A 17,718-nucleotide genomic window follows, 5' to 3' on the forward strand; every position below is an offset into this window, starting at 1 on the left:
ACAACGCGCCGCGCCGCGCCTGAAACGACAACGCCGCCCACCGGGGCGGCGTTGTTTTCATCTCGCCGTGATCTGAACGTATGGACGTCCAGACGTGGCGTCATTTTGCTAACGATCAGTGCCCCGCGGGAGCCGCCGGAACCACCGCCGCACGCGCCGTGGCAACTTCGTCCTTGCTGACCTGCCCACCCGGGTTGCCCCAGCTGTTCAATACGTAGGTGAGAATGTTCGCTACTTCGTCGTCGTTGAGCTGACTCATCGGCGGCATCACCGAATCGTACTCGTTGCCATTGACCGTGATCTTGCCGGTCAGGCCATGCGTCACGATGGTCATGGCACGCTTTGGATCAGCCGCGAGGAAGGACGACTTCGCCAGTGGCGGGAACACGTTGGCCAGACCTTCGCCATTCGCCTGATGACAAACCGAACAGGTGCCGGTGAACAACTGTTTGCCTGCGGCGATCTGATCGGCCTTGGTCAGCGTGCCGGCGGCATGCGCGTTTGCGGCGGTGGTCACTGCCTTCAGGTTCGGCTCCGAACGGTCACCCAGGTAAACCGAGTCCACTTCCTTGCCCGAATAGATCGACTTGTCTTCCGGGCCGTCCACCTTGAGGATGCCCAGCGCACCCTTGTTGAACGCACGGAAGATCGAGTGGTCGACCAGCACGTAGCTGCCCGGCACGTCTGTGTGGAACTCCACCAAGGCCGCGCCACCGGACGGAATCAGCGTGGTCTGCACGTTGTGCTGCGCCACCGTGCCGCCTTCCGGCTGCACCTTGTCGAAGATCTCGCCGATCACATGGAAGCTGGACACCAGGTTCGGGCCACCGTTGCCGACGAACAGGCGCACCGTTTCGTTGGTTTTTGCGGTCAGCGCATTGTCGCCGGTGAGCGAGCCTTCCTTGCCGTTGAACAACACATAGGTCGGACGCTCGTCGATCGCCTTTTCCATATCGAAGGGCTGATGACCTTTCTCGCGGTACTTGCCGGTGGTGTAGAAATCGCCCTGCATCACGTAGTACTCGTGATCGACCGGCGACAAGCCCTCTGGCGGCTCAACCAAGATCAAGCCGTACATGCCGTTGGCAATGTGCATGCCCACCGGTGCGGTGGCGCAGTGGTAGATGAAGATGCCCTGGTTCAGCGCCTTGAAGGTGAATTGCGACTCATGCCCTGGCGCGGTGAAGCTGGACGCGGCGCCACCGCCCGGTCCGGTCACACCGTGCATGTCGATGTTGTGCGGCATCTTGCTGTTCGGCGCGTTCTTCAGGTGGAACTCCACCGTATCGCCTTGGCGCACGCGGATGAAACTGCCCGGTACGGTGCCGCCGAAGGTCCAGAACGTATAGCTGACGCCTTCGGAGATCGGCATTTCCTTCTCGATCACTTCCAGCTCGACGATCACCTTCGCCGGGTAGCTGCGATGGATCGGTGGTGGCACGTGCGGCGGGCTGGTCAGCACCGCGTGGATCGGCTCGCCGATCGGTGGACCGAAGTCACCGTGGGTAGCCGCGATCGCGGCCGGACTGGCATCTGCCTGGCCCACCGGCGACACCGAGGACGACTTGCCTGAGCAGCCGGCGAACACCAACGCGCTTGCCGCAACAAGGGCGAGGAACAACGAACGTGACATGGGTTTCTCCCTGTGATTTCTGATCGAGATCGTAGGGAGTCGCGCCAAACCGCGCTTGACGCAAGTCATGTCCGTTGCAAGAAAACAGCGCGTGCGTCAAGCCGCCACAGGCGCGAAAAAAATGCTCAGCGCGAAAGCAGGTTTCGGCCCATCTGGCGCAAGCGTTCGGGGTCCCGCAGCACCAACTCGCGGCCCTCCAGTTCGATCAATTTCTGATTGCGGAAACGGCTGAGCACCCGGCTCACCGTCTCGGCCGCCAGCCGCAGATAATTTGCGATGTCTCCACGCGACATGCTGAGGTAGAACCGCGTGCCGGAAAAGCCGCGTTCCTCATAACGCGAGGCTAGATCGGTAAGAAACGCAGCCATGCGCATGTCGGCGTTATGGTCACCCGCCAGCAAGGTAGCCATGCCCAGTTCCTTGCTGATCAGCCGAAACAAGCGTTGCTGCACCGCCGGCATACGCGTGGCAAGAGCACTCATGGCGGGGAACGAGAACCGACAGAAATAGGCCGTATCCAGTGCCACGGCATCGCATGGGAACTGGTCCGGATAGATCGCGTTGAGACCGATGACTTCGCCCGGCAGATAAAAGCCCAACACCTGCTCGTGCCCCTCGGCGTCGACCATGCGCGTTTTCACCGTACCGGCGCGCACCGCAAAAATCGAACGGAACGGATCGCCGGTACGGAAAATATGTTCACCGGCATGGAATGGCCCGACGTGTTCGACCAGACAATGCAGCTCCAGCAACTCGGGCTTGCCGTAACCCTCGGCAATGCAGGCACCGGAAAACGCGCAGGTGCGACAGAAATGCGTTTCGTCGCCGTCGTCGGCAATCGGATTGGGTGGCTCGGGCAGGCGGCCTGCCGGGTTGTTGCGGCGCATGGGAGACCTTGGAAGTCGCGCGAGTCAAACCTGGCGCGCTGACGGCAGGATACAACCGGCACGCCAACGCACTGGGAATATATCGCGATGATACGCACTGGCGGCAGCAACGGCAGCGCAATCCGCCGGGCATGTCGTCGCACCACCACGCCAGCGCCCGCTTTTCCTCGCCAGAAAAGAACAAGGGCCGGCATTGCTGCCGACCCTTGTTTGCATTTGGCGCCCGAAGTTGGACTCGAACCAACGACCCCCTGATTAACAGTCAAGTGCTCTAACCAGCTGAGCTATTCGGGCGTGAGCTGCGTAGTTTGCTGAGCAGGTCGCTGCCTGTCAAGCCATCATGCGCGATTGCTGCAAATTTTTTCAGCCAGCAAGCACCCGATAGCATGGCTCGTACGCAGAGCCGCCGGGAAGCTTCATGCGGTGTTGCGCAACAAATGCCTGCAACAGCTTGTCCAGTGCCTGCATGATGTCGGCATCACCGTCGATAACGAACGGACCGTTCTTCTCGATCGCCTGCACGCCCTCTTCCTTCACGTTGCCAGCGACGATGCCGGAGAACGCGCGGCGCAGATCCGCCGCCAGTTCATGCAGCGGTCGACCATGCCGGATCTGCAGTGCGCGCATGGCCTCGTGGGTTGGCCGGAACGGCTGCTGGAATTCCAGCGGAATCTGCAGCGCCCAATTGAAGAAGAACGCATCCTTGGTGTCGAGCCGGTTGTGACGGACCTTGTCCAGGCCCTTGATCATCGCGCGCGCCACTTCCTGCGGGTCACCCACGACAATCTGGTAGTGCTGCGCCACTTCGTCGCCCAGGCTAAGCCGCAGGAAGCGGTCGATCTGCTCGAAATAGGCGGCCGACTGGGTCGGTCCGGTGAAGATCAGCGGGAACGGCGTGCCGGCGTTGTCCGGGTGCAGCAGGATACCCAGCAGATACAGAATTTCTTCGGCCGTGCCGACGCCGCCAGGGAACACGATGATGCCGTGCCCAAGGCGCACGAAGGCCTCCAGCCGCTTCTCGATGTCCGGCATGATCACCAGGTGATTGACGATCGGATTCGGCGACTCGGCCGCGATGATGCCCGGCTCGGTGATGCCGATGTAGCGGTTGTGCCGGCGACGCTGCTTGGCATGCGAGATCGTGGCGCCCTTCATCGGCCCCTTCATCGCACCCGGGCCGCAGCCGGTGCAGATATCCATCCCGCGCAGGCCAAGCTGATAACCGACCAGCTTGGTGTAGTCGTATTCTTCGCGCGAGATCGAATGGCCGCCCCAGCACACCACCAAGTTCGGATCCACCTGCGGCCTCAAGATGCGCGCGTTGCGCAGGATCTCGAACACGCCCTGGGTCAACGCCGCGGACTCATCGAGGTCGAAGCCGACCTGCTCCATCTGGGTTGAGACGTAGACGATATCGCGTACTACCGCGACCAACAGCTCGTTGATGCCGCGGATGATCTGGCCGTCCACAAAAGACTGTGCCGGCGCGTTGGTCAGCTCGATCTTCATGCCGCGATCCTGCTGCAGCACCTGGATGTCGAAATCGGGGTATTGCTCAAGAATCGCCCGCGGGTCGTCGCTGACATTGCCTGAAGTCAGCACCGCCAGCGCACAGCGTCGCAACAGTGCGTGCAGACCGGAACCGCTGGCGCCACGCAGACGGGCCACTTCGTGGCGCGACAGCACGTCCAACCCACCGATCGGCGAAATGCGGGCGCTCACAACGCCGGCTCTGGCGGGCGCGCCCTTGTAGGTGTCATTCATTCGATTACTTCTCCCTGGCCGTTCCATCACGGCCGACCCGCTAGCTTCCTGCGTGAACCACGAAATGGTCAAGCATAAAAAAACCGGCGCCTTCGCAGGCGCCGGTTGCGTTTCAGATCAAGGCGCCGATCAGAACGTGTACTTCACCGTCAACTGCACCGCCCAACGCTGAGCCAGATCGCTCGGGAAGGTCGAGGTCGGTACCTGCTGCGGGCTGTAGTGGCCGTTGCTATCGATGTAGTTGCTGCACTTTGCGGCACCACCACAGCTGATGTCGTAGATGTATTGACCGTTGGCATCCACGCCATAGAAGTCAGCCAGATTGCGGTAACCCGGGAAGTTGGCGCGCTTCTCGATACCCCAGTGCTTGTTCAGCAGGTTGGTGAAGTTGTACAGGTCAAGCTTGATCTTGCCCTTGTTGCCCTTGAACAAGCCCGGAATTTCCTGACTGAAGCTCAGGTCGATCTGGTTGAGCCAGCCTGCACGGTCGCCGTTGCGACCAGCGACACCACCCTGATGGTCCTTCAGATAGTCATTCGACTTGATGTAATCGTAGAACTGCTGAATCAGCGCCGGATCGGTACCCGCACGGAAAGAAACCTGACCCGGGTTCGGAATGAAGACGAGGTCATTACTGACGCCGTCACCATTGGCATCGTTGCCGAACGTCCAGCTGTACGGCGACGCGTTGTGGCCGTCGTAGAACAGGCTGGCACTGGTGGCGTAGTTACCGAAGAAGCGATGCTGCCAGTTCAGTCCTGCGATCACCCGACGCGGGATTGAATAGCTCGACGAACTCGCCTCATTCTCGTTCGGGTTGAAAACGTAATTGTTGTTGTAGGACGACTTGGCAACGCTGCTGGCACCCGGGTTCACTTCCGTAGCGCGACTCCAGGTAAAGCCGACCATGCCCGACCAGTCAGTCGAGAACGGCTTCTTCAACGACAGCGCAAAGCTATCCGCACTGCCACGACTGGTGTTGGCCAGATTGATGGTGCCGTCGGAGAAAGCGCCATTGGCAAGGTAGCGTGCGATCTGACCGGTTGCCTTCGGATCGCCCAGCGGATTCTTGTAATAGGTGAAGCGGCCATCCGGCAGCACGCCGGTCGGGGCTCCCACGTTCAAGTTCTGATAGAGAATGCCATCACGCACCTTGATGTGCTGATAGTCCGCGGTAGCGATCAGACCCCACCACGGCAACTCTTTGTCCATGCCGACACTGAACTTCCAGACACTGGGAATGCGGAAGCCCGGCGAGAGGGTGTTGACTGTCTGCTGCCCCGAACCGACCACACCGTCCGACTGGTTATGCGCATCGGGAGAGAAAGCCGGCAAATTGACATTGCAGGGTGCTTTCTGGGTCGGACCGCAATTGAACTGGGTCTGGGTTGCGCCCGAATTGGAATAGATGTTGCCAATCCACACGCCCGGCGGGTTGGAGATGAACAGGCCGGCACCACCGCGCAACTGGGTCAGGCGTTCGGTATCGAAGTTGTAGTTGAACGACAGGCGCGGCTGCACAACTCGGTTGCCATCGATGTTGACCTGGTTGGTCGTACCGAAACCACCCTTTGCTGCCGTTCCCGTTTGCTTAACCGGGTTGTAGCTGCTGGCGATCGGCGCCGCCGCGAACAGCGGATTGTAAGCCGGCAAGTCACTCATCAACGGAACATCGACGCGGATGCCGTACTGGACCGACAGGTTGTTGGTGACCTGCCAGGTATCCTGCAGGAACACGCCCCACTGCTTGAGCTGGAAGTTGGCCGCGGCATCGGCAAGATTGCCGCTGGTCGGACGGCTGTAGCGATACTGGTAGTAATTTCCGGCAGCAAAGTTTTGCAGGCCGCTATTGGGACTGGTCTTCAGATCCTCAAACGTGTAACTGCCGAAATAGTTCTGCAGGAACAGGTTGTAGGCAGTGTCCCTTTCATAGTCAAAACCACCCTTGATGGTGTGATCCCCGGCATAGTACGTGCCAGCCCACGCGGCATTCAGCGTCTTCACGTCCAGGATGTTCGCCTGGTACGAATAGTTGGTACCGAACTCCACGGCTGGGCCGTTGTAGTTCACGGGATACACCGTGATATCCGGCAGGTCGCCACCCGCGACCGGGCTGCTGCCCTTGTGGAACTTGGCGTACGAGAACGTGGTGTCGGTCGAGAACGAGTCGGACCAATCGTCGTAGAAGTGCAGCGCGTAGCTGGTGTTGTTGGTGGCAGAGTTGTACCAGCCACTGGAAAGCACCAGTTTGCTGCTGGTGCCACCGATAGTCGGCTTGCTTTCCTTCGTCTGGCTGTAGGTGAAGCTGGCACGATGGCTGTCGCTGATGTTCCAGTCGATCTTGCCGAGATAACGCTTGTCGGTCAGATCCGTGCTGCCACCACCGGCGGTACCGATATCCGTGATGCCGTACTTGCTGGCTGCAATGGCGCGCACCTGATCGATCATGTCCTGGGTCAGGCCACTGACGATGACGCTGGCGCCACTGCCTTCCGGACCATAGGGACTGCCCGAACCGACCTGCTTGCTCTTTTCGGCAGACAGGAAGAAGAACAACTTGTCCTTGATGATCGGGCCACCGACGGTAGCGCCGCCAGTCCACTGGCGATCAAAGCCATTGAACGTGGCATCGCTTTCGTTCTTGCCGATCATGTTCTGGTTCTGGAACACGTAGTAGACCGAACCATGGAAATCGTTGGTGCCGCTCTTGGTCACCGCGTTGACGGTGGCACCCACGCCGCGACGGGTGGCAACGTCATAGTTCGCGGTCGAGATGTTGTATTCCTCGATCGTGTCCTGCGAGATCGGCGTACCCAGGGTCGGCAGGCCGTTGGCATTCAGACCGAACGGGTCATTCGCACTGACCGAGTCCACCGTGATGTTGTTGTAGCGGCTGTTCTGACCGATGGCCGAGAACGAACCGGCAGCGCGATCGGTAACCACGATGCGCGGATCGAGGCGCACGATGTTCTGGATCGAACGATCCGGCGTCGGCGTCGCTTCGATTTCGCGGCTCGACACATTGGTCGAAATACCCTTGTTGTCCGGCGAGAAGGTCTGCGCCAGCGAATTGGCCGAGACGGTCACGCCCTTCAGATCCACTGCGGACTGAGTGCTGGCGCCGCCCATGGTCAGGTTGACCGCGGATTCCTGGGCCAGCTGCAGGTAGACATTGTCCTGCTCGGCCTGAGCCAGGCCGGCCTTGGAAACGGTCACATCGAACGGGCCGCCGACGCGCAAGCCCTTCGAGGCATAACGACCGTCAGGACCGGTGGTGACGATTTTGGTGGTGCCCGACGGCTCATGCACGATCTGCACGGTGGCACCGGCAACTGGCTGGCCGCTCGCGTCAAGCACGCGGCCGCTGATCGAAGAGGAGGTGTCCTGCGCCATGGCAGGTACCGACGCAGCCAGCAACGAAGCAATGGCAAACGGCAGGAGTTTGGTGCGAATTCGGCTATTCATTCTGGATCGACCCTCAGGCTCGCAACGAAAGGAAAACTTTGATTTGAGGGTCAAAAACGCACCTCGGCCCGGCAAAAGCCGGGCGCCGTATCGGCACGATCCGTGACCCCTGTTTTGATAACGAGCGATCCCAACAACCACCTGGATCGCAAGAACATCTGTGCACGCGATCCACTCAGTCGCGGCTTTGTTAAATGATTTTAACGACATTGTATGGCATTTCTGTTGCGTTTACACGCCCCGAATGGCATCTCGCCACTGCCAGAAGCAAAGCTCAATGTGCTTTAAAATCAGTTACATATTGTCATGCAAGCAAATTCTTGCGGCACCCTGCAGGGCCCTGAGTGATATTTCGGCCATGCCGAAATCGGCGCGCGTGTCGTGATATCCAGCAGACTTGGGCCGAGCTGCTTCCGCAGGAATTCACAGCCTGCAAACAGCTATACCGTGGGAGGCCGCTGGCTCTGCGAAACCGACCGTCTCAGATCGCCATGTGCAGGAACGCCGCCACGCCGGCCATGAACATCTGCACCGAGAGCGCAATCAACAGCATGCCCATCACCCGCTCCAGCGCCGTGAGCACGCTTTCACCGAGCCAGCGGAACAAATAGGTGGCGCTGAGCAGGATCAGCGCGCTGGCCAGCCAGGCCAGCAACAGGGCGATGGTCCAGTCGGCGGTACGACCAGGCTGGGTATTGGTCAGCAGCAGCAACGCGGCCATCGCCGAGGGGCCGGCCACGCCAGGTATCGCCATCGGCACGATGAACGGCTCGCCGCCACCGGACTTGCCGAAGATGCCGCTGCCGTCGGCCGGCGGAAACACCATCTTGATGCCGATCAGAAACAGCACGATGCCACCGGCAATGCTGATCGACTCCTGCTTGAGCTGAAGCAGGCGGAGGATGTACTGGCCGCCGAACAGAAAGGCCAGCAGCACGCCCAACGCAATCAGCAACTCGCGCACCATCACGTGGCGGCGACGCTTCGGCGGCACGTCCTTCAGCAAGCTCAGGAACAGCGGGATATTGCCCAACGGGTCCATGATCAGGAACAGCAGGATGCCCGCGGATAAGGTGGTCATCTGCGATTCCATCTCGACTCCATTGTGTGCAAGACGCCTGAGCGTCGCCGTTGAGTAGCGGACGCTTAGTCTGTCCGCAAGTCCATGATCGTGCCACGCGCAGCGCTGGCCTGGGCGCTCAGCAAATGGATGACCGCCGCCGCGGCGGTATCCGGCAACGGTCGCTGCAGGATATCCTCGCCGAAGTATGCCATTTGCCGCAGCGCGGTGCGCATGGGCGCGGGCAGCAAGGCATGCACGCGCAAGGCACCGGCGTCATTTTCTTCGTGCAGGATCGCCGCGAAGCGTTCCAGCGCCGCCTTCGACGCACCATAAGCGCCCCAGTGCGCGCGCTGCAGCAGCTCGGGGTTATCCAGCACGAACACCACGGCACTGTCGTCGGCCTGGGTCAGCAACGGCAGGCAGGCCTGGGTCAGCGCGAACGGTGCATTGACGTTGACATGCATGGCGCGCAACCAGGCGTCCGGCTTGTGCATGGTGATCGGGGTGAGACCACCGAAACTGACGGCCGCATGCACGATGCCATCCAGACGTCCAAAGTCGCGCTCCAGCCCTTCGGCCAGCGCGGCGTAATCCTTTGGCGTGGCCACTTCCATATCCAGCGGGTGGATGACCGGCTCGGCCAGGCCTTCCGCCAGCATCGCATCGTAAAGTTGTTCAAGCTGACGCTTGCGCTTACCGGTGATCACCACGGTGGCGCCGGCGCGTGAAGCGGCACGAGATACCGCGCCGCCAAGGCCGCCATAGGCGCCCGTAACCAACACCACGCGACCCGCCAGGGTGTCACTCGCTGGCTGCCAAGCTGTCGGCAAGTGTGAAAAAGGCAGCATGCTCACCGTGCCACTCCGGCGACGTCGCTGGCCATGCGCGAGAGCTCGCCCGCCGCTTTCAGTTCTTCGATGATGTCGCAGCCGCCGATCAGCTCGCCCTGGATAAACAGTTGCGGGAAGGTGGGCCAGTTGGAAAAATGGGGCAAAGCTGCACGGATCTGCGGATCAGCCAGCACATTGACCGCATGGAACCCTGCCCCGGCATCTGCCAGTGCCTGGGCCGCGCGGCTGGAGAAGCCACACATCGGAAACTTCGGCGTGCCTTTCATGAAAAGCACGATGGGATGCGCGGCCAGCATCGCCTTGATTTGCTCGTTGATGTCCATAGTTCGGTGATTCATCTTTACAATGCAGGCAGAGCGCTATTGTATCAGCCAGCTGTCGGCTGCCGCCCACTGCGCCGACCTTTTCCCCCAGCCAACGTCAAGGAGCCTCATCATGGCGATCGAACTTCCCCCGCTTCCGTACGAAAAAAACGCGCTGGAGCCGCACATTTCCGCTGAAACCCTGGATTTCCACTACGGCAAGCATCATCAGGCCTATGTGACCAATCTCAACAAGCTGATCGAAGGCACCGAGTTTGCCGACGCCTCGCTGGAAGACATCATCAAGAAGTCATCCGGTGGCATGTTCAACAATGCCGCGCAGGTGTGGAACCACACCTTCTACTGGAACTCGATGAGCCCCAAGGGTGGCGGTGAGCCCAGCGGCAAGCTGGCGGACGCGATCAACAAGGCGTTCGGCTCGGCCGACAAGTTCAAGGAAGAATTCAGCAAGTCCGCCGCCGGCAACTTCGGCTCGGGCTGGACCTGGCTGGTGCAGCGTCAGGATGGTTCGCTCGCCATCGTCAACACGTCGAATGCGGCCACGCCGATCACCGGCACTGACAAACCACTGTTTACCGCCGATGTGTGGGAGCACGCGTACTACATCGACTACCGCAACGCCCGCCCGAAGTATCTGGAAGCGTTCTGGAACCTGGTGAACTGGGACTTCGCGGCGAAGAACCTCGCCTGAAACCTGCGCGTCTGAAACAAGAAAGCGGAGCCGGTAGCGGCTCCGCTTTTTTTGTGCTTCATGGTCTGCGCCTGATCAACCGAGCCGGTCATCGGCCAGGTGATAGTGCGGATCTTCGGCAGCGTTTGATTCGACCATCCCGCCAGCCTTGAGCAACAACTCGGCGCAGTCCGGACTCAGATGGCGCAGGTGCAGGCGCTTGCCCAGCTTCTGATAGCGCTCGGCCAGCGCATCAATCGCCTCGATGGCCGAGTGATCCATCACCTTGGCGGCACCGAATTCGACAATCACCTGCTGCGGATCGTCCTTCGAATTGAACAGATTCTGGAAGTTTCGCGTCGAGGCAAAGAACAACGTGCCTTTCAATTCATAGATGCGCCGACCCTCAGCGTCGACACGCGTCTCCACCTCGATCTGACTGGCATGCTGCCAGGCAAATACCAGCGCCGAGATCACCACGCCCAGCACCACCGCCACCGCCAGGTCGGTAAAAATAGTCACCACCGTAACCGCCACAATCACCAACGCATCTGCCCGCGGCACCTTGCCCAGTACGCGCACACTGCCCCACGCAAACGTCTTGGCCGAGACCACGAACATCACGCCGATCAAGGCCGCCAGCGGAATGCGTTCGATCAACGTCGAACCGAACAGGATGAAACTGAGCAGGCCCAGCCCGGCGACAATGCCGGACAGTCGATGTGTGGCTCCCGCGCCGACATTGATCATGCTCTGGCCGATCATCGCGCAACCACCCATGCCACCAAAAAAGCCAGTGACGATGTTCGCCGTACCCTGCGCCAGACATTCCCGATTGGGTTTGCCGCGGGTATCGGTCATCTCGTCGATCAGGTTCAGGGTCAGCAGCGACTCGATCAGGCCAACCATCGCCATGATCAGCGCATACGGAAACACGATCCTCAGCGTGTCGAGATTCCACGGCACGTCAGGCAGATGGAAGCTGGGCAAGCCGCCCTTGATCGAGGCGAGGTCGCCAACCGTGCGGGTATCAATGTCGAGGAAGTTGGTCAGCAGCGCGACCGCCAGGATCGCCACCAGCGCCGACGGCACCGCCTTGGTCACGCGCGGCAGCAGATAGATGATCACGATGGCCAGCGTAACCAGCGCAAGCATCACCCATAACGCCCGACCGACAATCCAGTGTCCCTGCTGCTGGAAGTGCGGCATCTGGGCGAGAAAGATCACGATGGCCAGACCGTTGACGAAACCCAGCATCACCGGGTGCGGCACCATGCGGATGAACTTGCCCAGCCGCAACACGCCGAACAGCAATTGCAGCAAACCCATCATCACCACGGCGGCAAACAGGTATTGCACGCCTTGCTGCACTACCAACGCCACGATCACCACCGCGATCGCCCCCGTGGCACCGGAGATCATTCCCGGCCGACCACCCAGCACGGCCGTGATCAGACACATCATGAAGGCGGCATACAAACCAGTCAGCGGATTGACGTGGGCGATCACCGCAAAGGCAATCGCCTCGGGCACCAGCGCAAATGCCACGGTGAGACCGGACAGCGTGTTGTTCTTCGCTTGCGCGAATGAAAGAAGCATCAACAGTTCCTGCAGTGATCGTTGCCGCAGCGGCATCCAACGACGCCGCGCCACCAGTCAACCGGATTCAGCGGTCACATATGGCACCCGATGACCACGGTGCCGAGAAAACGCCGGGGACACCTGCCACGCCGGCGGAAAAACTTCGGCCATGGTAGTGACATCACCCGGCCGGTTTTACTGTGCTTTACGACAATGCGTCGATGGTGGGGCGAACCTGCGCCTGACGCGCCAGCGTCACGGCCAAGGTGTCCAACCGATCTGCCAACACCGCAGGCTCGGCCGCACACACCGTGGCATGGCCGACCTTGCGCCCGGGTCGCGATTGCTTGCCGTAGTCGTGCCAATGCGCGTCGGCCGCCCCGAGCACGCCAACCGGATCAGGCAACTCGCCAATCCAGTTGAGCATCGCCGACTGTCCGCGTGCGCTGGTGTCACCCAGCGGCATGCCAAGCACGGCCCGCACATGGTTTTCGAATTGACTAGTGCATGCACCTTCGATGGTCCAGTGACCGGAGTTGTGCACGCGCGGCGCCATCTCGTTGCCCAGCAGTTGACCATCCTTGACGAACAGCTCCAGCGCAAACACCCCGACATAGCCCAGCCGTTCGGCCAGGATGCGGGCCAGCTCGGTGGCACGGCCCTGCAGCACATCAATATCCGGCGCAGGCGCAAGACTCATCGACAACACGCCGTCGACATGCCAGTTGCGGGTGAGTGGCCAGGTGCGGAACTCGCCGTCGCGACCGCGTACGGCGATCACCGAAAGTTCGCGTTCGAACGGTACGAAGGCCTCGAGAATCAACCCGTGCGCCGAAGCCTGGGCGCCGAGCGCAGCCCACGCCGCATCAGCATCGGCCACCTCATGCAAACGGAACTGGCCCTTGCCGTCATAACCGAGACGCCGGGTTTTCAGAATCGCCGGTGCGCCGACTGCAGCCAGTGCCTGATCCAGTTGCTCGCGAGTATCCACGGTCATGAAGTCCGGGGTGGGCAAACCGCACTCGCGGAACAGCGTCTTCTCGTCCAACCGATCCTGTGCGACCGCCAACGCGTGAGGCGCCGGAAATACGGCGACACGCTCCGCCAGCCAGCGTGCGGTCTCAGCCGGCACGTTCTCGAAATCGAAGGTCACCACGTCGACCTGGGCGGCGAATTTTTCCAACGCGGCGTAGTCGGTCCAGTTCGCGACTACCAGCGGAGCGACCTGTCCGGCGCAGGCATCAGCCGCGCTGTCCACCACCAGCGTTTTCACGCCCAGCGGAGCGGCCGCCAGCGCCAGCATGCGGGCCAACTGGCCACCGCCGAGTACGCCCAGCACGGGCTGCTTGCGCTCGCTCATTGACGTGGGTCCGGCTGTTCCAGCACGGCCTGAGTCTGCCGCGTGCGCCAATCATCCAGCGCACTGGCCAGGGCCGGATCGTGCAAAGCAAGTACCGCGGCGGCCAGCAGGCCGGCATTTACCGCACCGGCGCGACCGATGGCGAGGGTCCCCACCGGAATGCCGGCCGGCATTTGTGCGATCGACAGCAGTGAATCCATGCCATTGAGGGCCTTCGACTGCACCGGCACACCGAATACTGGCAAGCGAGTTTTCGCCGCCAGCATGCCGGGCAGATGGGCCGCCCCACCCGCGCCGGCGACAATCACCTGGATACCGCGCTGCAGCGCCTGCTCGGCATAGCTGAACAGCAAGTCCGGCGTGCGATGTGCCGAGACCACCTGGACCTCATGCGCCACGCCCAATTCGGTCAGCACAGTGGCCGTGTGCTGCATGGTTTCCCAGTCCGAACGCGACCCCATCACGACGCCAACGCGCGGCTGCATGCTTGTTCCTGTCATGGCCGGAATGCCCAAAAACGGCTATTGTACGGGCTTTCACTACCTCGGCACACCCAAGCAACCCATGGACAAGCGCCTGCTCGATATTCTGTGCTGCCCCGTCAGCAAAACGCCATTGCGGTCGCTGGCCAAACGCGAACTTGACGTACTGAACGACGGCATCAGCGCCGGCAAAGTTGACACCGTCGCCGGGGTCAGCCTGCGCGAGCGCGTCAGCGAAGGCCTGATCACCATAGATCGCAAGCTGATCTACCGGGTTGAGGACGGCATTCCGGTGATGTTGCCCGAAGAAGGTATTGGCACGCTGCAACTGAGCGACTTTCCGGCGGTCTGAAGCCTTGTTCATGTGCTGAAACGTGTACCAGCGCATGACACACGAGCCTTTTTTGGCTTATTGTCGTCACCTGCGCGATCCGATACAGGTATCGTAGCGCGTCATGTTCCTGGGGTTTGGCGATGAATGAAGCCACCGATCCATCCCGAGTCGTCAATCTGGCCCAACGCATGGCTCCGGCCAGCGAACGCGTCGGTGAACTGCTGAGCTCCGTTCGCAGCATCGCCAACAAGCACTTGCACCAGTGGATTGGCAACGCGTTCGAACACGTCGACGATGCCTTGTTCGACCTGGCTGAAAAGGCCGAAAACAACGCCACCCAGATGCACTACTTCGACGGCATGCGCGAAGTACGCAAACAGCGTCCATCGGTGGAGCGCCAGTTCCTGGCCGCCATCAGCCGCTGCATTGCAGAGCTCGCCCACCCGCCCAAGGCGCCAGCGCCGCCCGCCGTGGGGCCGCAAGGTGGCCTGGAACTGTCACTGGTCGCGGACAACGAGCTGGAAGAATCGCTCGCCATCACCAGCATGATCGGCAAGAACGAATCGCGACTTTCGCGCGACCTGTTTTCGGTCAATCAGCGACTGTCGGTCATTTGCGGCGGCACCAAGGTCGACGAGACCAACAACCCGGTGGCGCCGGCAATCCTCAGCCAGTCGTTCCGCCAGGCCCTGCATGAACTCAGCGCCGACATGCGCGTCAAGCTGATCATCTACAAGTTGTTCGACCGCTATGTGCTGTCCTGTCTGGAAGAACTTTACCGGGACATCAATGACGAACTGGTGCGTGCCGGCGTGCTGCCGCAGCTGCGCCATGAGATTTCCCGTGGCGGCAACGCCCGGGCCGCCGGCGCGAGCCACCAGGCTGGTAGCGATCAGGGCGACAACCCAACCAGCACCGAAGACGGCGGCGAGATTCCCAGTGATCTGCTGCAGACCTTGCATGCGCTGTTCAGTGCGCGCCGTCCGGCTATCGACGGCGCCGGGGTGGGTGGCACCAGCTCGTCTGGTGGTGTGAACCTCTCCAGCGGCCCGTTGCCATCGGCCAACGAGTTGCTCGGCGCACTGAGTGTCCTGCAAAGCCAGATCGCCAGTACCGGGCCGCTACGACATGCGCATCCGGACGATGCGACGGAATTGAGTCGCGAGGTGTTGCAGCTCAAGGGCCAGCTGATGGCGCAGCTTGGCGCGCTGCGCGGCGAAAAGCCCAGCAAAGTTGCCAACATGGACGAGGACACGATCGACTTGGTCGGTATGCTGTTCGAGTTCATCCTGGAAGACCGCAACCTGCCAGCGACCATGCAGGTGATGCTGGCACGCCTGCAGATTCCGTACCTCAAGGCGGCGATCCTCGATCGCAAGCTGTTTGCGCATCGTCAGCACCCCGCGCGCCGGCTGCTTGATTGCCTGGCCGAACAGGCCAAGGGCTGGTCGGAGGAGTCCGATCGCGACCAGCGCCTGCATGACAAGGTCAAGTCAATCGTCGACCAGTTGCTGCATGATTTCGACGACGACATGAGCATCTTCGAGCGACTGCTGACCGATCTGCAACAGTTCCAGGAGATCAACAAGCGCCGCTCCGAAGTGGCCGAACAGCGTGTTGCCGAATCCACCCGCGGTCGCGAAAAGCTTGAGCAGGCGCGCCGTCGCGCGGCACGCGAAATTCTCGACCGTATCGGCGAACAAAAACTGCCGCCGCTGGTACGCGGCGTGCTGGCTCGGGCCTGGGCGAACCATCTGGTTCTCACCATGTTGCGCGAGGGCGAGGATTCGCCACAATTCAAGAGTGCGCTGCGCTTCATCGACGAGTTCATTGCCAGCACGCGTACCCCGCCTGATGCCGCAGGCCGACAGGTGTTGCGTTCGATGCTTCCCGGCATCGAACGTGCGTTGCGTCTTGGCCTCGCCAACGTGGCGTTCCAGGAACAGGATGTCGAACGCCTGCTCGCTCAGTTGCACGCCTATTACCGGCAGCAGCTCGGCGATGCCGCGGAGTCCACCGACGTGGTCACGGTCGAGGAAGACGCCGCCATGCTGGCGATTCCCGACAACATTCAGCCGGTCATCGAGAGCGCGCGCGCCGCTGAAGTCGAGATGGACGAAGACGTCGCCGAAGTCCCGCTGGATAGTCCGGAATGGCATCAGGTATTGGCGCTGCAACCCGGCACCTGGCTTGAGTTCTGCATGCCCGACGAGGCGATGACGCGGGCGAAGCTGTCGTGGATCAGCCCGATGAGTGGCCGCTACCTTTTCGTGAATCGTCGTGGCCTGAAAGTGGCCGACTATTCACCGCGCGAACTGACCGAACTGATGACCGGAGGTCAGGCCCGGGTGTTGGCTGCGAACGCATTGTTCGATCGCGCCATGACCGCCATCGTCGACAAGCTGAGCCAGACCGACGCTTCCACCCCGCCGGACACCGCCACCGAATGAGCCCGGTTCCCTCGCTGACAGCACCTGCTGCCGATCAGATCGCACTGGATATCGAACGCGCCCTCGCCGAAGATCTCGGCGAGGGCGACGCCACCGCCGACCTGCTTCCGGCAGACGCCCGGGCGCACGCCGAGCTGACCTGTCGGGATGCGGCAGTCATCGCCGGCACGGCGTGGTTCGACGCCTGCTTCCGCCGGATGGACCCCGCCGTGCAGATCGCCTGGCTGGCCCAGGACGGTGACCATGTGCTACCCGGCACGGTCATCTGCCGGCTGTCCGGTCACGCCAGGTCACTGGTCACCGCCGAGCGTTCCGCACTGAATTTCCTGCAATTGCTTTCCGCTACCGCAACGCTCACCGCCCGTTACGTCGCGGCCGTGGCGGGTACCCACGCACGAGTGCTGGACACACGCAAGACCATTCCCGGTCTGCGCGTGGCGCAGAAGTATGCGGTTCGCTGCGGCGGTGGTCACAACCATCGCATGGGCCTGTTTGACGCGATCCTGATCAAGGAGAACCACATCATTGCCGCCGGCAGCATTGCCGCTGCAGTGACGGCGGCGCGCCAGGCGCATGCCAGTTTGTTGCTGGAAATCGAGGTGGAGAATCTCGACGAGTTGGAGCAAGCCCTCGGTGCGGGAGTTGACCGGATCATGCTGGACAACTTTTCCCTGGCAGACATTCACGAGGCCGTGCGCCGCACGGCAGGAAACGTTGCACTGGAAGTTTCCGGCAATGTCGATCTGAATACGATCGGCGAATTCGCCCGCACTGGCGTCGACTTCGTATCCGTTGGCGCGCTGACCAAGCACGTCCATGCTGTCGACCTGTCGCTGCGCCTGCAGCTGGTGTGAT

Annotated in this window: 14 protein-coding genes and 1 tRNA gene; 4 read left to right on the top strand and 11 right to left on the bottom strand. The window is 61.4% G+C overall.

The window, feature by feature from the left end:
• Positions 1-115: 115 nt before the first annotated feature.
• The 8 genes from nirK to grxD all read right to left on the bottom strand — a co-directional run bounded on the left by nirK (position 116) and on the right by grxD (position 9,986).
• Positions 116-1,633, bottom strand: a complete 1,518-nt coding sequence (gene nirK, locus PY254_RS15110; protein WP_281012860.1) for a copper-containing nitrite reductase — start codon at positions 1,631-1,633, stop codon at positions 116-118.
• 125 nt (positions 1,634-1,758) lie between these two features.
• Positions 1,759-2,520 (bottom strand): helix-turn-helix domain-containing protein, encoded by a 762-nt coding sequence (locus tag PY254_RS15115; protein WP_281012861.1) that lies wholly within the window; start codon positions 2,518-2,520, stop codon positions 1,759-1,761.
• 217 nt (positions 2,521-2,737) lie between these two features.
• Positions 2,738-2,814: transfer RNA gene (locus PY254_RS15120), tRNA-Asn, on the bottom strand.
• Between the two features lie 69 nt (positions 2,815-2,883).
• The gene (ppnN, locus tag PY254_RS15125) at positions 2,884-4,284 is read right to left on the bottom strand and encodes a nucleotide 5'-monophosphate nucleosidase PpnN (RefSeq protein WP_281012862.1); all 1,401 of its coding nucleotides are present in this window, start codon (positions 4,282-4,284) and stop codon (positions 2,884-2,886) included.
• 129 nt (positions 4,285-4,413) lie between these two features.
• Entirely contained in the window at positions 4,414-7,749 is a 3,336-nt protein-coding gene (locus tag PY254_RS15130; protein ID WP_281012863.1) for a TonB-dependent receptor, read from the bottom strand.
• Between the two features lie 481 nt (positions 7,750-8,230).
• On the bottom strand, positions 8,231-8,830 hold the full coding sequence (locus tag PY254_RS15135; RefSeq protein ID WP_281012864.1) for a YhgN family NAAT transporter: 600 nt from the start codon (positions 8,828-8,830) through the stop codon (positions 8,231-8,233).
• Between the two features lie 65 nt (positions 8,831-8,895).
• On the bottom strand, positions 8,896-9,666 hold the full coding sequence (locus tag PY254_RS15140) for an SDR family NAD(P)-dependent oxidoreductase (protein WP_281012865.1): 771 nt from the start codon (positions 9,664-9,666) through the stop codon (positions 8,896-8,898).
• Positions 9,663-9,986 carry a Grx4 family monothiol glutaredoxin gene (grxD, locus tag PY254_RS15145; RefSeq protein WP_281012866.1) on the bottom strand — a complete coding sequence of 108 codons (324 nt, stop codon included), beginning with the start codon at positions 9,984-9,986 and terminating at the stop codon, positions 9,663-9,665. The genes PY254_RS15140 and grxD overlap by 4 nt, the downstream gene beginning before the upstream one ends.
• Before the next feature lie 112 nt (positions 9,987-10,098).
• On the opposite strand from grxD, the gene PY254_RS15150 reads away from it, so the two are divergent.
• A complete protein-coding gene (locus PY254_RS15150; protein WP_281012867.1) occupies positions 10,099-10,677 on the top strand; it encodes a superoxide dismutase in 579 nt (192 codons plus the stop codon).
• Between the two features lie 75 nt (positions 10,678-10,752).
• On the opposite strand, the gene PY254_RS15155 is transcribed toward PY254_RS15150, so the two are convergent.
• From PY254_RS15155 to purE, 3 genes are all read right to left on the bottom strand, one after another.
• The gene (locus tag PY254_RS15155; protein WP_281012868.1) at positions 10,753-12,255 is read right to left on the bottom strand and encodes a SulP family inorganic anion transporter; all 1,503 of its coding nucleotides are present in this window, start codon (positions 12,253-12,255) and stop codon (positions 10,753-10,755) included.
• 187 nt (positions 12,256-12,442) lie between these two features.
• On the bottom strand, positions 12,443-13,597 hold the full coding sequence (locus PY254_RS15160; protein WP_281012869.1) for a 5-(carboxyamino)imidazole ribonucleotide synthase: 1,155 nt from the start codon (positions 13,595-13,597) through the stop codon (positions 12,443-12,445).
• The gene (purE, locus tag PY254_RS15165) at positions 13,594-14,097 is read right to left on the bottom strand and encodes a 5-(carboxyamino)imidazole ribonucleotide mutase (protein WP_281012870.1); all 504 of its coding nucleotides are present in this window, start codon (positions 14,095-14,097) and stop codon (positions 13,594-13,596) included. Before purE ends, PY254_RS15160 begins: the two co-directional genes overlap by 4 nt.
• A 64-nt stretch (positions 14,098-14,161) precedes the next feature.
• Here purE and PY254_RS15170 point away from each other — a divergent pair, with 64 nt between their 5' ends.
• The 3 genes from PY254_RS15170 (at position 14,162) to nadC (ending at position 17,717) form a co-directional block, all read left to right on the top strand.
• Positions 14,162-14,431 (top strand): Trm112 family protein, encoded by a 270-nt coding sequence (locus tag PY254_RS15170; protein WP_281012871.1) that lies wholly within the window; start codon positions 14,162-14,164, stop codon positions 14,429-14,431.
• Positions 14,432-14,553: 122 nt separating this feature from the next.
• On the top strand, positions 14,554-16,863 hold the full coding sequence (locus PY254_RS15175) for a DUF1631 domain-containing protein (protein ID WP_281012872.1): 2,310 nt from the start codon (positions 14,554-14,556) through the stop codon (positions 16,861-16,863).
• Positions 16,860-17,717, top strand: a complete 858-nt coding sequence (gene nadC / locus PY254_RS15180) for a carboxylating nicotinate-nucleotide diphosphorylase (protein ID WP_281012873.1) — start codon at positions 16,860-16,862, stop codon at positions 17,715-17,717. The genes PY254_RS15175 and nadC overlap by 4 nt, the downstream gene beginning before the upstream one ends.
• Position 17,718 lies beyond the last annotated feature (1 nt).

It is taken from the genome of Rhodanobacter sp. AS-Z3, assembly GCF_029224025.1.
GTDB lineage: Bacteria > Pseudomonadota > Gammaproteobacteria > Xanthomonadales > Rhodanobacteraceae > Rhodanobacter.

Bases quoted from the DNA above. Each gene is read 5' to 3' on its own strand.
- PY254_RS15115 (WP_281012861.1), bottom strand. From the start codon at position 2,520: ATGCGCCGCAACAACCCGGCAGGCCGCCTGCCCGAGCCACCCAATCCG.
- ppnN (WP_281012862.1), bottom strand. From the start codon at position 4,284: ATGAATGACACCTACAAGGGCGCGCCCGCCAGAGCCGGCGTTGTGAGC.
- purE (WP_281012870.1), bottom strand. From the start codon at position 14,097: ATGACAGGAACAAGCATGCAGCCGCGCGTTGGCGTCGTGATGGGGTCG.
- nirK (WP_281012860.1), bottom strand. From the start codon at position 1,633: ATGTCACGTTCGTTGTTCCTCGCCCTTGTTGCGGCAAGCGCGTTGGTG.
- PY254_RS15170 (WP_281012871.1), top strand. From the start codon at position 14,162: ATGGACAAGCGCCTGCTCGATATTCTGTGCTGCCCCGTCAGCAAAACG.
- PY254_RS15155 (WP_281012868.1), bottom strand. From the start codon at position 12,255: ATGCTTCTTTCATTCGCGCAAGCGAAGAACAACACGCTGTCCGGTCTC.
- PY254_RS15135 (WP_281012864.1), bottom strand. From the start codon at position 8,830: ATGACCACCTTATCCGCGGGCATCCTGCTGTTCCTGATCATGGACCCG.
- PY254_RS15175 (WP_281012872.1), top strand. From the start codon at position 14,554: ATGAATGAAGCCACCGATCCATCCCGAGTCGTCAATCTGGCCCAACGC.
- PY254_RS15160 (WP_281012869.1), bottom strand. From the start codon at position 13,597: ATGAGCGAGCGCAAGCAGCCCGTGCTGGGCGTACTCGGCGGTGGCCAG.
- grxD (WP_281012866.1), bottom strand. From the start codon at position 9,986: ATGGACATCAACGAGCAAATCAAGGCGATGCTGGCCGCGCATCCCATC.
- PY254_RS15130 (WP_281012863.1), bottom strand. From the start codon at position 7,749: ATGAATAGCCGAATTCGCACCAAACTCCTGCCGTTTGCCATTGCTTCG.
- PY254_RS15150 (WP_281012867.1), top strand. From the start codon at position 10,099: ATGGCGATCGAACTTCCCCCGCTTCCGTACGAAAAAAACGCGCTGGAG.
- nadC (WP_281012873.1), top strand. From the start codon at position 16,860: ATGAGCCCGGTTCCCTCGCTGACAGCACCTGCTGCCGATCAGATCGCA.